The organism is Micromonospora sp. CPCC 206061 (assembly GCF_036906915.1).
Classification (GTDB): Bacteria; Actinomycetota; Actinomycetes; order Mycobacteriales; family Micromonosporaceae; genus Phytohabitans.
This window is the reverse complement of record NZ_JBAKHX010000001.1, coordinates 215,175-232,495: the sequence shown is the minus strand read 5'-3', so window position 1 is coordinate 232,495 and position 17,321 is coordinate 215,175. Positions and strand designations below refer to the sequence as shown.

At 70.8% G+C, this 17,321-nt stretch carries 7 protein-coding genes; 3 read left to right on the top strand and 4 right to left on the bottom strand.

Translation table 11 applies throughout. From position 1 onward, the window contains the following. Positions 1 to 283: 283 nt before the first annotated feature. The 3 genes from V6V89_RS01065 to V6V89_RS01055 all read right to left on the bottom strand — a co-directional run bounded on the left by V6V89_RS01065 (position 284) and on the right by V6V89_RS01055 (position 4,113). Entirely contained in the window at positions 284 to 1,327 is a 1,044-nt protein-coding gene (locus V6V89_RS01065) for a LacI family DNA-binding transcriptional regulator (RefSeq protein ID WP_334616938.1), read from the bottom strand. Between the two features lie 266 nt (positions 1,328 to 1,593). Further along, complete coding sequence (locus V6V89_RS01060) at positions 1,594 to 2,808, bottom strand: MFS transporter (RefSeq protein WP_334616937.1); 1,215 nt, start codon at positions 2,806 to 2,808, stop codon at positions 1,594 to 1,596. Next, complete coding sequence (locus tag V6V89_RS01055; protein ID WP_334617202.1) at positions 2,809 to 4,113, bottom strand: DNA-3-methyladenine glycosylase 2 family protein; 1,305 nt, start codon at positions 4,111 to 4,113, stop codon at positions 2,809 to 2,811. Positions 4,114 to 4,579: 466 nt separating this feature from the next. Here V6V89_RS01055 and V6V89_RS01050 point away from each other — a divergent pair, with 466 nt between their 5' ends. Next, positions 4,580 to 4,939, top strand: coding sequence for a VOC family protein (locus tag V6V89_RS01050; protein WP_334616936.1), 360 nt, complete (start codon positions 4,580 to 4,582; stop codon positions 4,937 to 4,939). Between the two features lie 222 nt (positions 4,940 to 5,161). On the opposite strand, the gene V6V89_RS01045 is transcribed toward V6V89_RS01050, so the two are convergent. Further along, complete coding sequence (locus V6V89_RS01045) at positions 5,162 to 11,854, bottom strand: polymorphic toxin-type HINT domain-containing protein (protein ID WP_334616934.1); 6,693 nt, start codon at positions 11,852 to 11,854, stop codon at positions 5,162 to 5,164. 277 nt (positions 11,855 to 12,131) lie between these two features. Between V6V89_RS01045 and V6V89_RS01040 the strand changes: the two genes are divergently transcribed. Both V6V89_RS01040 and V6V89_RS01035 read left to right on the top strand, forming a co-directional pair. After that, positions 12,132 to 16,703, top strand: coding sequence for a DNRLRE domain-containing protein (locus tag V6V89_RS01040; protein ID WP_334616933.1), 4,572 nt, complete (start codon positions 12,132 to 12,134; stop codon positions 16,701 to 16,703). A 67-nt stretch (positions 16,704 to 16,770) separates the two neighbouring features. Continuing rightward, entirely contained in the window at positions 16,771 to 17,304 is a 534-nt protein-coding gene (locus V6V89_RS01035) for a helix-turn-helix transcriptional regulator (RefSeq protein ID WP_334616932.1), read from the top strand. The last annotated feature ends 17 nt before the right edge of the window (positions 17,305 to 17,321 follow it).

Here is a 17,321-nt window from a genome sequence, read left to right as displayed (position 1 = left end):
TCCTCCGAAACGTGGCACGTGGACGGAAGTCTGATCGCGGCGGCCCGTCGCCCGACCGTGTCCGGCTCTAGCGCATCGCGGACGTCGTCGATCGGGCTCACCAGAGCCCCTGTCGCGTGGCCGGGCAGACGGCCGCGCGGCAGCGCATGGATCGACCGCTGTCCATCGGTATCGCCAGGATGTCAAACGACCGGAACGTTGGCAAGCAACGCTTGAAACACTTAGCTACATGGCGCCGATCGGCAGCGCTCTACCTGCGGAAATAGCCCTGAAAGGTTTCGAGTCAGTTTCGGTAGGGCGGTGCCGTGCTGCCGCGCACGACGAGCGTGGTCGCCAGCTCGATCCGGGCCTGCTCGTGCGCGTCACCAGCCGCGAGCGACAGCACCAGTCGCGCCGCCGCGGCGCCCATCTCGTCGAACGGCTGCCGCACCGTGGTCATCGGCGGCCCGCACCAGCGGGTGCACTCCATGTCGTCGAAGCCGACCACGCTCAGGTCGTCGGGGATCGTGAGCCCGGCCTGCCGAGCCGCCTCGTACACCCCGAGCGCCTGCAGGTCGTCACCGCACAGGATCGCGGTCGGCCGGTCGGGCAGGCTGAGCAGCTCCCGGCCCAGCTCGAAGCCGTCTTCGAAGAAGAACCGCCCGGTGCGCACCAGCCGCTCGTCGAGCGGCACACCGGCGGTGTCCATCATCGCGCGGGCCGCCTCCAGCCGGGCGCGGGCGCACAGGTACCTGGCCGGGCCGCTGATCACGGCGATGCGCCGGTGCCCCAGCTCCAGCAGGTGCCGGGTGGCCGCAACGCCACCGTTCCAGTTCGCCGCGCCGACCGACGGTGTGGTGTGCTGTGGCTCCCCGGTCGGGTCGAGCGCCACCAGCGGGATCCGGCTCGCGGCGAGCAGCGCGTGCTGCTCCACCGTGAATGCCGAGTGCACGGCGATAACCCCGACGGGGCGGCGCGCCAGCAGCTGCTCGGCCCACGAGCGCCCGGCCGACGCCCGACCCACCACGTCGGTGAACCCGACGGCGAGCTCGTGCTGCCGCACGACCTCCTCCACGCCGCGCATGATCGCGATGGCCAGGTGGCCCTCGAGCCCGTAGAAGACCACCTCGATGGCGGCGGTCGGCGCGATGGCGTCCGGCCGGCGGTATCCGTGCTCGCGCAGCAGCGCCTCGACCTGCCGGCGGGTCTCCATCGCCACGCCGGACCGGCCGTTGAGCACCCGGGAAACCGTGGGCGCCGACACGCCCGCGAGGCGGGCGATCGCGGCGACCGTCAGCTCGCCCCGGCGCCGTCCCCGCCGCGCCGCACTCGCGCCGTTCGCCGTCACGCGCGCAGTTTACGTGCCATCGAGCGTTTCGAGGTACTGCCGCGTCAGCGCCGCCGGAGCCTGTGCCAGCCAGCCGTCGACGACCGCCTGGCGGAGCTTGCCGTCGTCGACGGCGCTCAGCTGGATCAATACGGCGGGAAACCCGTCGAAGTGCGAGATCGTGAAGAAACCCGCGCGGCTCTCCGCCAGTACCGCTCACCCTCGACGACCTCCGGGAGGTCCGCCGCCATCCGTGCCACGTCGTCGAGCGTCGCCATGGACGCACCCTATCCCCGCTCGCTGGCCACCGGATCCCTTTCGGGCACGGCCCTCACCAGGTAGATCGCGGGCAGGCCCGCGATCGCGGTCATCGTGACCGCGGCGGCCGCGAGATGCCCACCGACCAGCAGCGGCGTCACGAGCGCAGAGCCGACCGGCGGAGTGGCCTGCATCAGCGTGCGCAGCGCGGCGAACGCGCGGCCGTGCAGCTCGGGCGGGATGCGGCGCATCCGCAGCGACTGCGCCCACACCGTCATCGGCGCGCTGAGCGCGCCGATGACGAAGAACCCCGCGACGACCGGAAGCTGGCGCGGCGCCGCCAGCAGGCAGAGGAACGCCGCCGCTGCCGCCGCCTGGACCAGGCCGATCGCGACAACCCGGGAGCCGCGCGGCTGCCGCTGCCCTGCGAAGGTCGCACCGACGATCTCGCCCGCTGCCAGTGCTGACAGCAGTACGCCGAGCGCGGCGGCGCCACCGGACAGGTGGTTTCGAGCCAGCCAGGGGGCGGTCACCATGAGCATGCCCTCGGCGACGTTGAACGCCATGAACGCGAGCGTCGTGGCCACGATGGCCCGGTCCCGCATGACGGCCCGGAGCGCACCGCTCGCCTTCCGGGCGCAACTGCGGGCCGCCGGTGGGCGTAGCGGCCGGCGCACGCGGGCCGCCGCGACCGCGAACACCACAAACGACGCACAGTCGACGAGCAGCACGTTGGCCGCTCCTATCCACGCCACGAGCAGCCCGGCGGCGGCCGGCCCGACGACACCGGCGACGCTGAAGCTCAACGACTCCAGCGCGTTCGCGGTGTCCAGTTCGGACTCGTCGACGAGCTGCGGGATCGCAGCCGGGAACCCGGCCAGGGGCACCATCTTGAGCAGGCCGTAGGTCGCGGCGACCAGGAACGGCAGCCAGCCGGGCGTCGTGCCAAGCGCGGCGGTGAGCGGGATAGAGGCCACCGCCGCGGCGCGCAGCAGGCTGTCGGCGACCAGCACCGTGCGCTTGTCGAACCGGTCCAACAGCGGGCCCACCGCGAGACCGCCCAGCAGCACCGGTGCCGTGTAGCAAACGCCGAGCAAGCCGAGCCGGGCGGCGCCGTCCGGAGCCGAGAGAACCAGCCAGGACAGCGCCACGAACGTCATGCCGTCGCCCAATGTGGACACCGTGGCACCGGTCCACAGTCGACGGAAGTCGCCGTGGCCGAGGACGCGAAGGTACTGGCGCATCTACTCGCTCTCCGCCCAGAGGTGCATGGTGGCGTAGGAACGCCAGGGCCGCCACCGTTCGGCGTACCCGATCAGCTCGCTCTTGTCTGCGGCGATGCCGAGCCGGCGCGCGGCCCGTCGCAGGCGGGGGTCGTCGGCGGGGAAGGCGTCCGGGTCGCCCAGTGCACGCATGGCGATGGTGGCCACGGCCCACGGCGAGATGCCGGGGATCGCGCGGAGCGCCTCGGTGGTCGCCTCGCGGTCGGCACCGCGGTCGAGCGACAGCGCGCCGTCGCAGACGGCGCGGGCGAGCGCCCGGACGGTCGCGTCGCCTGCGTGGATGGACAGCGTCTCGGCATCAGGGATGCCGCCCTCGCGGGCGGCGAACTCCGCTGACCGGGCGCGGCCCAGGACCGTTCGCACCGCCAGCTCGAACCCGTCGGCGCAGCCGGGCACCCGCAGCCCGGGCCGGGCATGCGCCAGCGACCCGAGCGCGGCGTCGATGGTGGCGGGGTCGGCGTCCAGGTCGAACAACTCCCGGCAACGCTGGACGGCGGTGCCCACGTCGCGAAGGTCGTCGAGCGACAGCCGGAGGGTGGCCGCGGGCGTGTCCAGTGGGTCGGGAAACGAGACCACAGCCTCACCCGCGCGGAGGGTTCGTCGATACATGCGGTCGGTGACCTCTTCTACGCCCGGCAGCGCGTCGGCCGCCAGCAGGTCCAGCAGCGCTCCCACCGCCAACGGCGCGCGGTAGGGCACGTGGAGCACCAGCTCTCCGCCTTCGGAGGGCGCTGCCGTCGTGCGGCCGCGCCGCAGGCCGCCGGGTGGGCAGCCGAACGCCGCGCGAATCCCCTCGTTGAACTGACGCACGCTGGCGTACCCGGCGGCGAACGCCACGTCGGCCAGCGGCAGGTCGCTCGACTCGATCAGCAGCCGCGCGGTGCGGGCGCGGCGGTGGAGGGCCAGCGCCTGTGGGCCGGCGCCCACCTCGGCCATCAGCTGGCGGTGCAGATGGCGCCCGCTGACCGCGAGCCGGCGGGCCAACCCCGCGACGCCATCCTTGTCGACGGCGCCGCCGGCGATCAACCGGAGTGCCCGCGCGGCCAGGTCACCGCGCACATTCCACTCCGGGGAGGCCGGGGCCGCGTCCGGCCGGCACCGGCGGCACGCCCGGAAACCGGCGGACTCCGCCGCGGCGGGCAGCCCGAAGAAGCGCGTGTTTTCGGGCTTGGGTGTGCGGGATGGACAGCTGGGACGGCAGTACACGCGGGTGCTGGTCACCGCGACGACAAAACGGCCGTCGAAGCGGGCGTCGCGGCTCGCCATTGCCCGGTAGGCCGTCTCGAAGTCGAACACCCGAACATCATGCGGCGCCACACCGACATCGTCTGGCGGTGATCGGACGAGGCGGTGCGCCAGAGCCCGTGGGCGTCCCGAACGGCTGTCACGGCGCGGTGCCGAGTAGGCCGGTGCCGGTGCGAGCACGGCCCGCATCGTGAAGAGCACTCCGAACACCAGGCGAGGCTGTAGCACCGCCAGCCCGATCGCCCATGGCAGCGCTCCACCCAGGCGCTCAAGATCCCAACCGCACGCGTGCCGGCACTCGTCCGGCCGGGCCGGTACCCCGCGTACCACGACGCTTGTCTACTGATCTGTTTCCATGGATACTACGCAATGTTTCAGCGGATCGACTCCGCCCCATGTCCACCCGGTCCCGTCGACTGCCCAGCGGCGGGACCGGGTGCTGTATACCTGACGTGCGGTGTCAAACCTGACGGGCATGATGCCCGTTATGATCGGAAGACTTCACGGCATAGTGATCGACTGCCCGGATCCGTCGGCCCTGGCCGCGTTCTACGAGAAGCTGCTCGGCATGGTGCGGGTCCAGGACGAGGGCGACTGGGTCGTCATCGGGATCTCCGCAGACCAGCCCGGCCTCGCCTTCGCGCGCGCCGCCGACTTCACGGCACCGACCTGGCCCGCGCCTGACGTCCAGCAACAAATGCACTTCGACGTGATGGTTCCCGACCTTGACGAGGCCGAGCGAGCGGCAGTGGCACTCGGCGCACGCCGACTTCCGGGCGGCGCCGACGTCTTCAGAGTCTTCGCCGACCCCGCCGGCCACCCCTTCTGCCTCTGCCTCGAAACCTGAGCCCCGCGCCTCTACGTTCGCCGGTGGTAGAGGTTGCGGCAAGGTTTGCGTGCGTGCTTGTTGTCGGTGCTGGGCTGGCGTGGTCCGGTTGGCTCTGCGCGAAGCCCTCGTCGACCAAGGAGATTGCATGGATCAAGGGCGAACGCACGTGGTTTTGAGATCGAACCACGTGTGTTCGCCCTTGATCGACGGACAGAGGCCGTGCGGCAGCCGCGTTTCGGGTCAGCCTCTGCCCTTGCGCCGCTTTCGCCAGTCGCGGATGCCGGCCCAGACGACGCCGACGCCGATGGCGGCTCCGGTGACCGCGTCGGTCGTCTCGTGACCGGGTTGCGATTTGCCCTTGATGACCTTCGTGACCTTTTCGACGGCGGCGGAGCTGAGTTTCTCCCGCTCGCGCCGGTAGCCGTCCATCGTCTTGAACTCGATGTTCCGGTCGGCGGTCTGCGACTCCTCCACGTTGCGTCCGGCGCCGCCCTTTCCACCCGCGCCGCCCTTGGGGCAGGTGCACCGGTCCGGGTCGCCGTACGGGTTTCCAGTGATGCTGTGGATCGGGCACGACGCGCTGTTGTTATGGACGAGAACGGGCGTGTTCCCAGCCAGCACGTAGTAGGTGTGCAGGTCCTCGACGGTGAGGTTGTGCACCCGCTGCGGCTGGGTGTACGCGTGGACCGCGGAGACCTGGACGTACGTGCCGGCGGAGGTGCGCAGCATCGCGCCGACCGCCAGGTCGCCCGCGTCGACCCACTGCGAGAGGTCCGCGACCCAGAACGGATGGCCGTCGGTGGCGGTCACAGTGGACACCTGCCCGTCGCCGGCGTCCAGCGTGACGTCCACGAGGTCCTTGTAGCCCTCGCCGACGATCAGGCGGGTCACCTTCCGTGCCGCGGTGCGGCCGCTCTCCGGGTCGGTCGCCAGTACGACGTCGCCGAGCTTCACCTCCCCGATGGGTTTGGTGGACCCGTCGGCCAGGACCACGCGGGTGTCCGCGGTGAAGCTGTTACCCAGGCAGCTGCTGACGGCGGCCGCGGTGGTGGCCGCGGCGTCGGCCTTCTCCAGCGCGTTGTCAACCTTGGCGACGTTCTCCTCGAACCGCTTCATGCGTTCGGTCCAGTCGGCGAAGTCGTCCTCGTACTTGCGCATCGCGTCGGCGAACTCGTCGGCCCGCTTCAGGACGCCCTTGGCCCAGTCGAGCTTGCGGCCGAACTCCTGGATCGCGTTGATGCCGCGTTCGACCGCGTTCCAGATCTTCTTGAGCTTGAAGATCTTCGTCCAAGGGATGATGTTGACCAGGACCGAGAAGCACGAGCCGAGGCTCAGGTTGCCTATGCAGTCCCGGATGTCGTCGTACTGGATGAGCTCCTTGACGACGTCGCCGGCCGCCTCGAAGAACACCTGGGCCTTCGACTTCTTCTGGGTCTTCTTGGCCTCCTCGACGTCCCGGGTGTCGGGACCGGTCGGCTTCTTCGGCGGCGGGGGAGCGCCGGGTGACTGCTTCGGGCAGGGCCGCGGGTCCAGCGAGCAGTCCCACGCGGCCGGGTTCTTGCGGTACATCTCGTACGCGCAGGACAGGTCCGAGTTACACAGGCCGGTGGGGTCGTTGAAGGTGATCGGGTTGTTGCTGGCGTAGGCGTACCCGTGCAGCTGCTGCGGGGTGGCCTTGTCCATCATCGGGTCCACGGACAGGAATCGGCCGGTGACCGGGTCGTACTCGCGGGCGCCGAGATGCGTGAGCCCGGTGGTCGGGTCCTTGGTGCCGCCGACGAACCCCTTGTCGCCCACCCACGAGACGGTCGAGCGCTCCTCGCCGAACGGCAGGAACCGCCGGCGCGTGACCGCGAGACTGGCCGGGTCGACGGAGAGCTGCGCGGTGCCGTTGTGGTCGCCGACCAGCCAGCGCAGCGTGCCCCCGGCGCGGACCGCGATGGTCTGCCCGGCGAAGCTGTAGTACCGGGTGGCCTGTACCGACCCTGACTTGAGGGTCAGCTCCATCGCGCCCAGGTACAGCGTGGTGGACGCCGGCTCGCGCCGGATCATCCGGTTGCCGTCCGCGTCGTACAGGAACGACGTGGTGCCTGCACCCTCGGCGGTCACCGAGGCGAGGTGCCCCTCCGGATCCCACGCGAGCGTCTGGCTGTTGCCACCGATCTTCCGGGTGATGGTGTTGCCGGCCGCGTCGTAGCGGTACTCGTCGAGCCGCGCCCCGGAACCGCCGCTGCGGGTCATGGAGCTCAGCGTGTGCGGCCGCGCGTCGCCGGCGGCGGGATTCGTGTACCGGCTGGTGGTGTCGACGCCGCCGGCCGTGGTGGCGTGCCGGACCTCGCTGGTGCGGTTGCCGCCCTTGTCGTAGCTGTAGGTGTGCCAGTACGCCTGGGTGCCACCCACGGTGGCGGACGACGGGCCGGCCGCGCAGCTCGTGTCCGCTGTGGACGTCGTGGTCCACGCGTCCTTGAGCCGGCGCAGGTGGTCGTACGCGAAGCACTGCACGTCGGCGGTGGCGTGCTCGGGCACGTCGGCGATCCGCGTGATGTTGCCGGCCGCGTCGTACCCGTACTTCACTCGTGCCTGGGTCTGGCCGGACGCCTCCCGCTGGGTGACCGACTCGGTGAGCCGTCGGGTGCCGTCCTCGTACCGGTACGTCTGCCAGAGGCGCGGGCCACCGGTCGACAGGGCGAGCTGCTCGACCTCCGAAAACTTGGTGTACACGGTGGACTCGACATACCCGCTGAGCCCGGTCAGCGTGGTCGGCAGGCCGAGGTCGTTGTATCCGTAGGTGATGGTCTCCTCGGCCAGCCCTCCGGCGGCCGGCATCTTCACCGTGGCCGGTGAGCCGTCGGGGTTGTAGGTGTAGGAGAACAGGTAGGACTTGCCGAGCGCGCCTTCGCTCGCCGGGATCGTCACCTTGCTGGCGGTGGGTTGGTAGTCGGAGGTGTACCCGGTGACCTCAGTGGTGTAGGCGTTGTTCGCTTCCCACCGGGTGGCCCAGCTCAACTCGCCCTTGGCGACCGTGTCGTACTTGTACTCGGCGCGCTTCGTGCCGGTCATGGAGCCCTCGTGCACCGCTGTGGTGCGCCCCAGCGCGTCGTATGCGAAGGCGAGCGTCGCGCCGCGGGAGTCCGTTGTGGACGTGAGCTGGCCGGCGTCGTCGTACACGGCCGTGCTGGGACCGCGATCGGGGTCCTCGACCCGCACCGCGCGCCCGCGCAGGTCGTACTCGTACCGCCAGGTGTTGCCGGCCGGGTCGGTGACGGAGGCCAGCGCGCCGCGCTTGTCGTACGTGTAGCGGGTGGCGTCGTACGCGCCGGTCGGCTTTCCGCTGGCGTACTCGCGCAGCTCGACCGTGCGGCTCTTGGCGTCGGAGATCGTGGTCGTCGCGGTGCCGCCGGCCGGGGGAGTGACATGCACCCGGTCGCCCTCGTAGGAGGTGCTGGTGCGGCGGCGCTCCTGGCCGAACGTGTAGAGCACCTCGGCGGTCAGCCGACCGGCGCCGTCGAAATAGGACCGGGTCTGGCCGGGCACGTCCGCGTCGCTGGTCGGCGCGACGAGCGTGGTGTCCGGCGGGAACTGGTTGTAGTAGGCGCCGTTGCGCTTCCACGGCTCGCCGCGGGTGTTGTAGAAGACGTCCGCGAGGATGCGTCCACCGCCGGGCGAGGGCACCTGTGTCTGGCGCAGTCGCAGCGAGCCGTCGTAGATGGCGTGGCTGGTGGTGTAGAGGCCCTTGGCGTTGACCGCCTTGGTGGTGACCACCGTCGGGGCGTTGTTGCGCACCAGGTACGCGTATTCGGCGGTCGGTGTCGAAGTCGTGGACCGGCCGGGGTGCCACACCTTGAGCTGGCGGCCGAGCGGGTCGTACGCGAACGCGGCCTCCTGGCCGTTGGAGTCGATGGTGCGGGTGGGCTGGCCGCTCGGGTTGACCTCGACGATGCTGACGTGGCCGAGCGGGTTGGTGGTGACCACCTTGGACAGTGGTCCGCCAGTACGGGGGGTGAATTCGATGGTCGTCTTGTTGCCGTCGGCGTCGTAGGTTTCGGTGGCGCGGCCGTACTCGTCGTGTACCACGCGGCTCACGGTGGCGTACCGGGCGCCGGTGGCGGTGTGCTCGGCCAGCTCCTCGACCTTCGTCGGGTTGCCGGGGCCGGGCACCGCACCGAGGGTCGGGCTGCCGTCGTAGTAGGTGCGGGCCTGCGAGAGCAGGTCATCGGGGAGTGTCACGGGCGCGCCGCACGCCTTGGCGACGGTCTTCACCTCGCTGGCGAGGTTGAGCACCCAGCGACCCTCGTCCCGGGCGTACTGGAACGTGGAGCACTGGTCGTCGTCCGCCGTGGACATGTCGCCGAGGTCGTTGACCCGGGTGACGATGCCGTGTCTGTCGAACGCCTTCTCCACCCGCTGCCGCCGCCAGCCGCCCGACACCTGGGCGTACGTGTTGACGGCACCGGTGTCGAGCATGGTGGCGTGGTGGGTGCCCCACGGCCGCACCCGGGTCGCGGTGGGCGCGCTCATCCACGGTTCGTTGATGGTGCGCGACAGCGCCTCGCCGCCGTCGCTGGCGTACCCGATGGTCTCCCGGACCACGCCGGCGAGCCGGTCGTGGTCTTCGACCCGGCCGCCCTGCGAGTCGGTGACCCAGACGTCGCGCCGGGCGCCGCCCGCGAGCTTGTCGTCGTCCATGCCCCGGAAGTAGAGGGTCTCGCTGAGCACCCGGTTGTCCGGCGCCCAGCCGGCTCGGGTGCGCACCCGGGAGTAGCCGCGCCACTGGCCCCAGGACTTCTGCTCGGCGTTGACGAGGCCGTCTTCGTCGTCGTAGTGCCACGCCGGGTCGCCCATGTACTCGTACGAGGTGACCGCGTCGGGCGCGCCGGTCACGTAGTCGCGCTGGGTGACCTGGGTGACGACGTACTTGTGGAACCAGTCGAGCATCTCCGGCACGCCCTCGGAGGCCCACCGCACCGGCTGGCAGCGTCGCGTGTTGGTGTCTGGCGACGCGGGCATCGGCCCGTCGCGCTCGCAGTCGCGGGCTGAGTAGGTGACCGCGATCCCGGCCCCGGTCTCGTTGTGGATGGCCGCGATCCGCTGCCGGTACAGGGGGTCCAGGCCTTCGATGCCGTCCACACGGTTCGACAGGCCGATCGGGTCGAAGTTGATCTCCGGCATGCTGAGCGTGCCGCCCGCGTGTCCGGTGTGCACGATGGACTCCAGCCACAGCGCCGCCGACGAGCTGTCACCGGGGTTGGGGAAGGTGTGGTTGAGCGTCCACGAGTCCAGGTCGGTGTGGGTGCTGCCGTTCCACGTCTGGGTGGCGATGCGGGAGAGGCGCTTGGTGGTCCAGAACGTGGGGGAGGTGCGGTCGGCGCAGGTGGTGCCGTCGCAGCGCTTGTCCCACGGCACGTCCGGCCAGCGCGCAGGCACGGCCGGGTCGCACACGGTGCCGGGGATGCAGCGGTCGGCGAGCGTGAACAGCACCCGAGCCGGTGCCGGCGCGTAGGCGGCGCCCGCACGCAGGCCGTACTCCACACGGACCAGGTGGCCGGCGCGCACGTACGGGCTGGCCGCCTCGTTGAGGTTGCGCCCGTAGTGGTTCTGCTGGGTGTCGTAGTAGTAGGTCACCACGTTGCCGGCCGGGTCGACGGCGTAGTCCAGGTTCCACCGGTACGCCTGCTGGCACCACGACGTCGCGAACGTGGCCTTGTGGCACGGTTCGCCAGCGTGGTTGCCGTACACGGGTACCGTCCACGTCGACTTCGTCTCCGGCTGGCCCGAGACCCAGCCCGGCAGCCGGTTGAGCCCGAAGAAGAACTGCGCGCCGTTGGTGGTGGTCACCTTCCAGTGCTCGCCGTTGTCGTCACCGTTGGGCGCGCCGGGCAGCAGCTCGATCCGGGAGCCGTCGTCGTTCTTCGGCCGCCATACGCCGGTGGCGTCGTCCTTGATGAGCTCGCTGCCGGAGCCGAACAGCGACATGGTGGCGTTCTCGGTACCCCAGCACTGGTCGCCGGTCTTCGGGTTGTTCGCACCTGGGATGTCGTCCACGCAGCTCTTGTAGCGGCGTTCGATGTAGCCGGACGCCAGGTCGAACCCTTCGCCGACCCAGGACGGCTGGTTGTTGGTCGAGGCGGTGCGCCCGTCGACGCTGCCGGAGGAGTAGCCCAGCCCGAGCGACGGCGTGGTGCCGCCAACGGCCGGCGGCAGCCGCAGCGGGTACGACCAGGAGAAGTCGCCGGACGAGCCGCCGGCGCTCCACGTGGCCGACGGGGAGAGCGTGGTGGCGGCGAAGCTGCCGTTCGGGCCCGACGGGCCGGCGAGCGCCGCGACGAGCGTGCTGCCGCTGGCGGCGCTGCGGGCGAAGGCGCCCTTGGGGGCGCCGGGCAGGTCGACCTCCGCGCTCAGCCGGCCGGTGCGCGCGTCGTTGCGGGTCTTCAACGGCTTTGGCGCGCACGCCGCGGCGCGCGGGGTGGTCAGCGCGCACTCCGGCAGTACCGCCAGGTGCAGCCGGGACGCCCAGTCCCCGCCGTACGCGTGCCGGAAGCCCGCGTAGTCGAGGTCGACGGCCACCTTTGCGCCTGCGACGCTGCCGTCGGCGCGGGCGAGGCGCATCAGCGCACCGTCCACCTTGGCTTTGGCGGTGGTGGCGCGGTCGTACACCTGCACGCGCACCTTGGCCGGTGTGGAACGCGCCGCGCGGGCAGCCGCGAGCCGCACTGCCTTGGTGGCGGCGGTCCCGGGTGCGGTCTCCACAGTGGCCGGTGCCGGCCAGGTGACCGAGGGCGCGGCGGTCACCACGTCGGTGGTGCCGGCCGGCCGGGTGCTGCCGGTGTGCGCCTTGACCGAGATCGACTTCTCCGCCTTGACCCCGTCTGGCCGGTACTGCCGGTCCGACGGCTCAGCCGACGCGGGTCCCGCGTTCAGGAGGCCCGCCGCCACCACCGCGCAGAGAAGTTGTATTCCAAGACGTCTGCCGCCCACCGTGTCCCCCTCGCGAACACTCGAACCCGCTGGCGCGGGCGTCGGTACGGTAGCCACGCGCGCTCTCGAAACGGGTCGTCGTTGCGGATTCACGCTGCGGTAACACGCAGAAAATGCGGACACGTGTGGCAAAGGCCGCGAGCGCCGGTTGCACCGCTGGATCGCCGGCTCATACCGTCCGCGCGCTGGCCGGAGGCGGTGTGCACTCCGGCGGCGCGCATCCGGGGGGTACCCAATGAAGCTACGCGCGGCGCTGGCTCTCGCGCTCGTGGTGACCGGTCTCGGCGGGCCGGAGATAAGAGAGGCGCCGCCGGCCAAGCCGGTGGCGCCGACGGTCGCCATGCTCGACGAGCCCGCCGCCGCGGCGAAGGCGCGCGCCGAGCGGCGCCCGGTCGACGTGTCCACATTGACCACCGAGACCCGCCGGGTGCGCGCGAACCCCAACGGGACGTTCACGATGGAGCAGCACACCGTGCCGGTGCGGATGCGTCGCGGCGCCGGCTGGGTGCCGGTCGACACCACGCTGCGCCGCACCGCCGGCGGCACGGTCGCGCCCATCGCGTCGCCGTTGGCGGTCACGTTCTCGGCCGGGGGTGGGGACGTCCCGCTGCTCACCCTGCGTCAGGGCGGCGACTCGCTGTCGCTGGCCTGGCCCGGCCAGCTGCCCGCGCCGGTGCTCGACGGCCACACCGCCACGTACCCTGACGTGCTGCCCGGCGTCGACCTCCAGGTCAAGGCCGAGGCCGACAGCGTGTACCAGGCGCTAATCGTCAAGACCCGGGAGGCCGGCGCCAACCCGGCACTGCGCACCATCTCCTTTGGACTGAGCGGCACCGGGGTCACGTTCGCGACCGACAGGAGCGGCGTCACCCGCGCCACCGACGCGGCCGGTCGGGTGGTCTTCACGGGCGGAACTCCCTACATGTGGGACTCACACGCCCAGAGCGGGCCCGGGCGCAAGCGCGTCGCGGTGCCGATGACCGTCGCCAAGGGGAAGCTCACGCTGAAGCCCGACCGCAAGCTGCTCGCCGCGGCCGACACCCGGTACCCGGTCTACATCGACCCGCCGTGGACCGGCGGCAACCTCGCCTGGACGATGATCGAGGGCAACCACTGGCCCGGCCAGTCCTACTGGGCCTACGGCCGCGAGGACGGCGCGAAGTCGGGCCACGTCTACGACTCGTACCTCGGCAAGTACGTCAAGTACCGGTCCATGTTCCGCCTCGACACCCACGCCCTGCACGGCAAGAACGTCACCAGGGCAACCTTCCAGATCTGGGAGACGCGGGCCTCGTCCTGTGACACCAGCGGCGACCGCGGTGCCGTCGAGCTGCGCGTGATCCCGCCCTTCGACGCCGGCACCACGTGGGGGAACTCGCACACCTGGTTCGACGGCGGCTACACCGACCGGCGCAACTGGGCCAAGGGGTACAACGCGAACTGTCCGGCCGGCACCATCGAGTTCAACGCGCTGTCCGCCGCGCAGGCGGCCGCCGCGGGTGGCTGGCCGAACACACACTTCGGCATCAAGGCCGGCAACGAGGGCGACACGACATACTCGTGGAAGCGGTTCGATCCCAACCCGGTGCTCATCACCGAGTACAACAGCTACCCGAACGCGGCCTACAACCTGGCCGCCGAGCCCAACATGGCGTGCGTGCGCGGCGCTGGCCGGCCGGTCATCAACACCCGCACGCCCACGCTGCGCGCCAACCTGTCGGACCCGGACGGCACCAACGTGTTCGGCCGGTTCGAGTGGTGGGCGCAGAGCGGCAGCGGCCCGATCGTCCATCATGAGACCGGTTGGGGCCCCAACGGCACTCAGGCGTCCGTCAAGACGTGGGGCATCGGCGACGGCGCGTACAAGTGGCGAGTGCTCGCCGACGACGGCACGAACACCGGGCCGTGGAGCGAGTTCTGCGAGTTCGAAGTGGACACCGTGCCACCGGCGACCGCCCCGGTGATCACCGGCGCCGGCCTGCCCGGGGAAGCGGACTGCTGCGTGCCGGTGGGCACCAAGGTGGACGTGACGTTCGAGCCCAACGGCGAGCCCGGCGTCACCGGGTACTACTGGGGCTGGGACGCCAACACCACCAACTACGTCAAGGCCGCTTCGGACGGCAAGGCCACCGTGCCCATCACCGTGTGGCAGGACGGGCCCGCCGAGAGCAACCGGCTCTTCGTGCGCAGCGTCGACCGGGCCGGCAACCGGTACACGGGCACGCCCACGTCGCGCTCGTTCGGCACCAGCCGCTCGACCATCACGCCGAAGAAGGTGCGTGGCGACGTCGACGGCGACGGGCGGGCGGACGCGGTCAGTGTGGAGGACCTCGGGTATGGCGAGACCGGCTTCTACATCAGCCAGGCACGCGGCAACGGCGTGTTCTACCGCTCGTCGCTGACCCACCGCACAGGGCAGAACAGCGCTTGGGCGGTCAGCAGGATCCGATCCGCTCGCGGCGACTTCAACGGCGACGGGCTCGACGACATCGCCGTGCTGCGAAACGACGGCGACGCCCGCGCGACATTGTGGATTTTCCCGTCCTACGGCACCGGGTACTGCACCATCAATACCCCGCGTTGGGACAGCGGTGCCGGCAACTGGGACGTGGCGCGGAGCCTGAGCCTGCACGGCGCCGACGTCAACGGCGACGGCAAGGACGACCTGACCGCCATCTACGACTACGGCGGCGCGAAGTACAACATCTTCACGTGGTTCTCGAATACGACCGGCGCCGGCACGGGCATCCCCGCACCGCATTGCCAGGCGGTGAGCCGCAATGGCACCACGATCTCCGACCCCAGCAAGATCACTATGACCAGCGCGAACCTCACCCACGACCACCCAGCGGGCTGGGCGGACGCCAACAAGGTCAAGATGGTGATGGGCGACTTCAACGGCGACAACAGGGAGGACGTGGCCCACTTCTACGACTACGGCGACTGCCAGACGCGGATGTGGGTCGCCATGTCGGACGGCAACCTCATCGGTGACTTCCAGGAACGCTTCGACAGCGGCAAGTGGAACTGGTGCTCGCACGCCGGAGATTTCGTCAGCGGCGACTTCACCGGCGACGGCAAGGACGACGTGGCCAACCTGCACGTGTACGGCGGCGGCGAGTACCGGCTGTGGGTGTTCCCGTCCACCGGGCCGTCGTTCGGTGCCCCACAGATGTGGTGGTACAAGGCCGGCGGCTGGGCCGATCAGGGCAGGATGCGGCTGTTCGCCGCGGACACCAACATGGACAGTCGCGCCGACGTCTACCACTTCTACGATGCGCCGGACGCGGGTGCGCAGATGCGCGTGCACCAGTCGATCGGCACCACGTTCGTCGAGGCGGGCGCCGGTTCGGTGCGCGTCACCGACCTGACCACCCTCGCCGACGGCGCCACCGTGTGGGCCACCGACAGCCGGGTCGTGTACAAGATGGCCGGTGGCGCCCCGCTGCCGCTCGGCCCCTGCTCTCTCGGGCTGTGCGGCGCTCCCACCGCCACGTACCAGTCATCGGTCGACGCCGCGCCCAAGGCACCGCGCAACGGCACCTTGCTCAAGGCCCGCGAGTACGCCAACGAGAACCTGTACGAGGTGGTGAACGGGCAGATCGACAACCGTGGGCCGTGCCCCGGCACGGACGGGTGCGACCGGGCGATCGATGTCCACCAGGCCTCGGTGGAGCCGCTGGCCACCCCGGTCAGCAACCGCGGGCCGACGTACGGGCAGCTGACCCGGTTCGTCAACGGGGCCGGCGAGCATCTGACCACCAACGGGACGGTGTGGTCCGGGTACCGGCCGCAGCAGCCGCTCGGCCACCTGCCGATGGCATTCGAGTCGGGCACGACGGCGCTGTACCTGTGCATGGCCGGCAGCGACACGTTCAGCTCTACCGCGGCCGACTGCGAGGGTAAGACGAAGCTGACCTCAATCGGCTGGATATACAAGGCCGCACCGGCCGGGCAGGCGAGCGCGCCGCTGTACCGGTGCAAGGAGGCCTCGGGTGAGCACTTCGACTCACTCGACGCGGGCTGCGAGGGCAAGGCCGTGGAACTGCTCCTTGGCCACGTGCAGCCGTATGCCAGCCTGACCTGGTACCAGAAGGCGTACGGAACCGGGGAGAGCTGGACCACGACGCTTTCGCCGCCGTCCGGGTACCGTCCACAGTGGCCGCTCGGGCAGCTGTCGCTCGTCGAGCAGCCCGGCACCGTGCCGCTGTACTCGTGCCTCGACGGCACCGACGAGTTCAGCTCGCCGGACGCCGGGTGCGAGGGCAAGCAGCGGGTGGCCCAGCTCGGCTGGATCTGGCAGACCCAACCCGAGGGTCTCGTCACCGTCGCCGTCTACCGGTGCCGGTTCACCTCCACCGGCGACCGGTACACCGGGCATCACTGCGACGGCCAGGAGGCTGTCGACGGCGGTCCCGTCGGATATGTCCTGTCTCGTGCTCCGCTGGCCCGCACCGTGCGCGGCATGGACCACCGCGGCAGCAGCGGAGCGCTGCCCTCCGGATACCGGATGGAAGGAGTGTTCGGGTACCTGTCGTTCACCAACGAGCCGAACACCCGCATCCTCATGAGCTGCCAGCTGAACTGGGACGAGTTCCTGTCGTTGGACCCGAACTGCGAGGGCCAGCAGGTGCTCCGGCCGCTCGGGTGGATCTGGACGCAGCCCCCGGCGGGCGTGCCGTCCCGGGCCATCTACCGCTGCCTGATCCTCAGGACAGGCGAGCACTTCCCGTCCGTGATGAACGACTGCGAAGGCGACGGCATCCGCAACGAAGGACTCCAGGGGTACGTCCGCGCCCGCCTGTGAGGTTCGTGAGAGGTTGATGAAAGGAATCTGTAAGGGGCCTCTGCCATCCTCTGGTCAGCTTCGGCGCATGGGGGTGCGAGTGGCGATCATGACGCGGGCTCCGGTGACGGTCTCGCTGGTCAGGTACGGGTTTTCGGTAGAGGCCGACCGGGTGTATCGCGGTCTGTTGCGGCGCGGACGGGGGCGCGTCGCAGCGGTCGCGGCAGACCTGGGGATGCCGGCCGCGCAGGTCGGCGAGGCGCTGGCGGAGCTGGCCTACCGGGGCGCGGTCGCGCCGCCGGAGACCGGCCTGCCCGGCTGGCGGGCTGAGCCGCCGGACAGGCTGCTGGCCCTGCTGAATGATCGTGAGGGGCAGCACCCCGCCCGGCGCCCGGCTCCGTCGGACGCCGGGGCGCCGAGGTTCACGCCGCGGGAGCGGGCCCTGATCACGCTCCTCACAGCCGGGCACTCCGACGCCGGCGCGGCGCGCGGGCTCGGCGTGAGCCCGCGCACCGTCTCGTCGATCCTGCGTTCGTTGATGGACCGGCTAGGCGTCGGCAACCGGTTTCAGCTGGGTGTGGCGGTGGGCCGCCTGACCGGCGGCCCACCCACCCACAGCTAGGTCGTACCCGGGCACCG

What these genes read in the sequence shown, in the direction of transcription:
- V6V89_RS01060 (WP_334616937.1), bottom strand. Translation starts at nt 2,808, where the DNA reads ATGCGCCAGTACCTTCGCGTCCTCGGCCACGGCGACTTCCGTCGACTG.
- V6V89_RS01055 (WP_334617202.1), bottom strand. Translation starts at nt 4,113, where the DNA reads ATGGCGAGCCGCGACGCCCGCTTCGACGGCCGTTTTGTCGTCGCGGTG.
- V6V89_RS01050 (WP_334616936.1), top strand. Translation starts at nt 4,580, where the DNA reads ATGATCGGAAGACTTCACGGCATAGTGATCGACTGCCCGGATCCGTCG.
- V6V89_RS01040 (WP_334616933.1), top strand. Translation starts at nt 12,132, where the DNA reads ATGAAGCTACGCGCGGCGCTGGCTCTCGCGCTCGTGGTGACCGGTCTC.
- V6V89_RS01035 (WP_334616932.1), top strand. Translation starts at nt 16,771, where the DNA reads ATGGGGGTGCGAGTGGCGATCATGACGCGGGCTCCGGTGACGGTCTCG.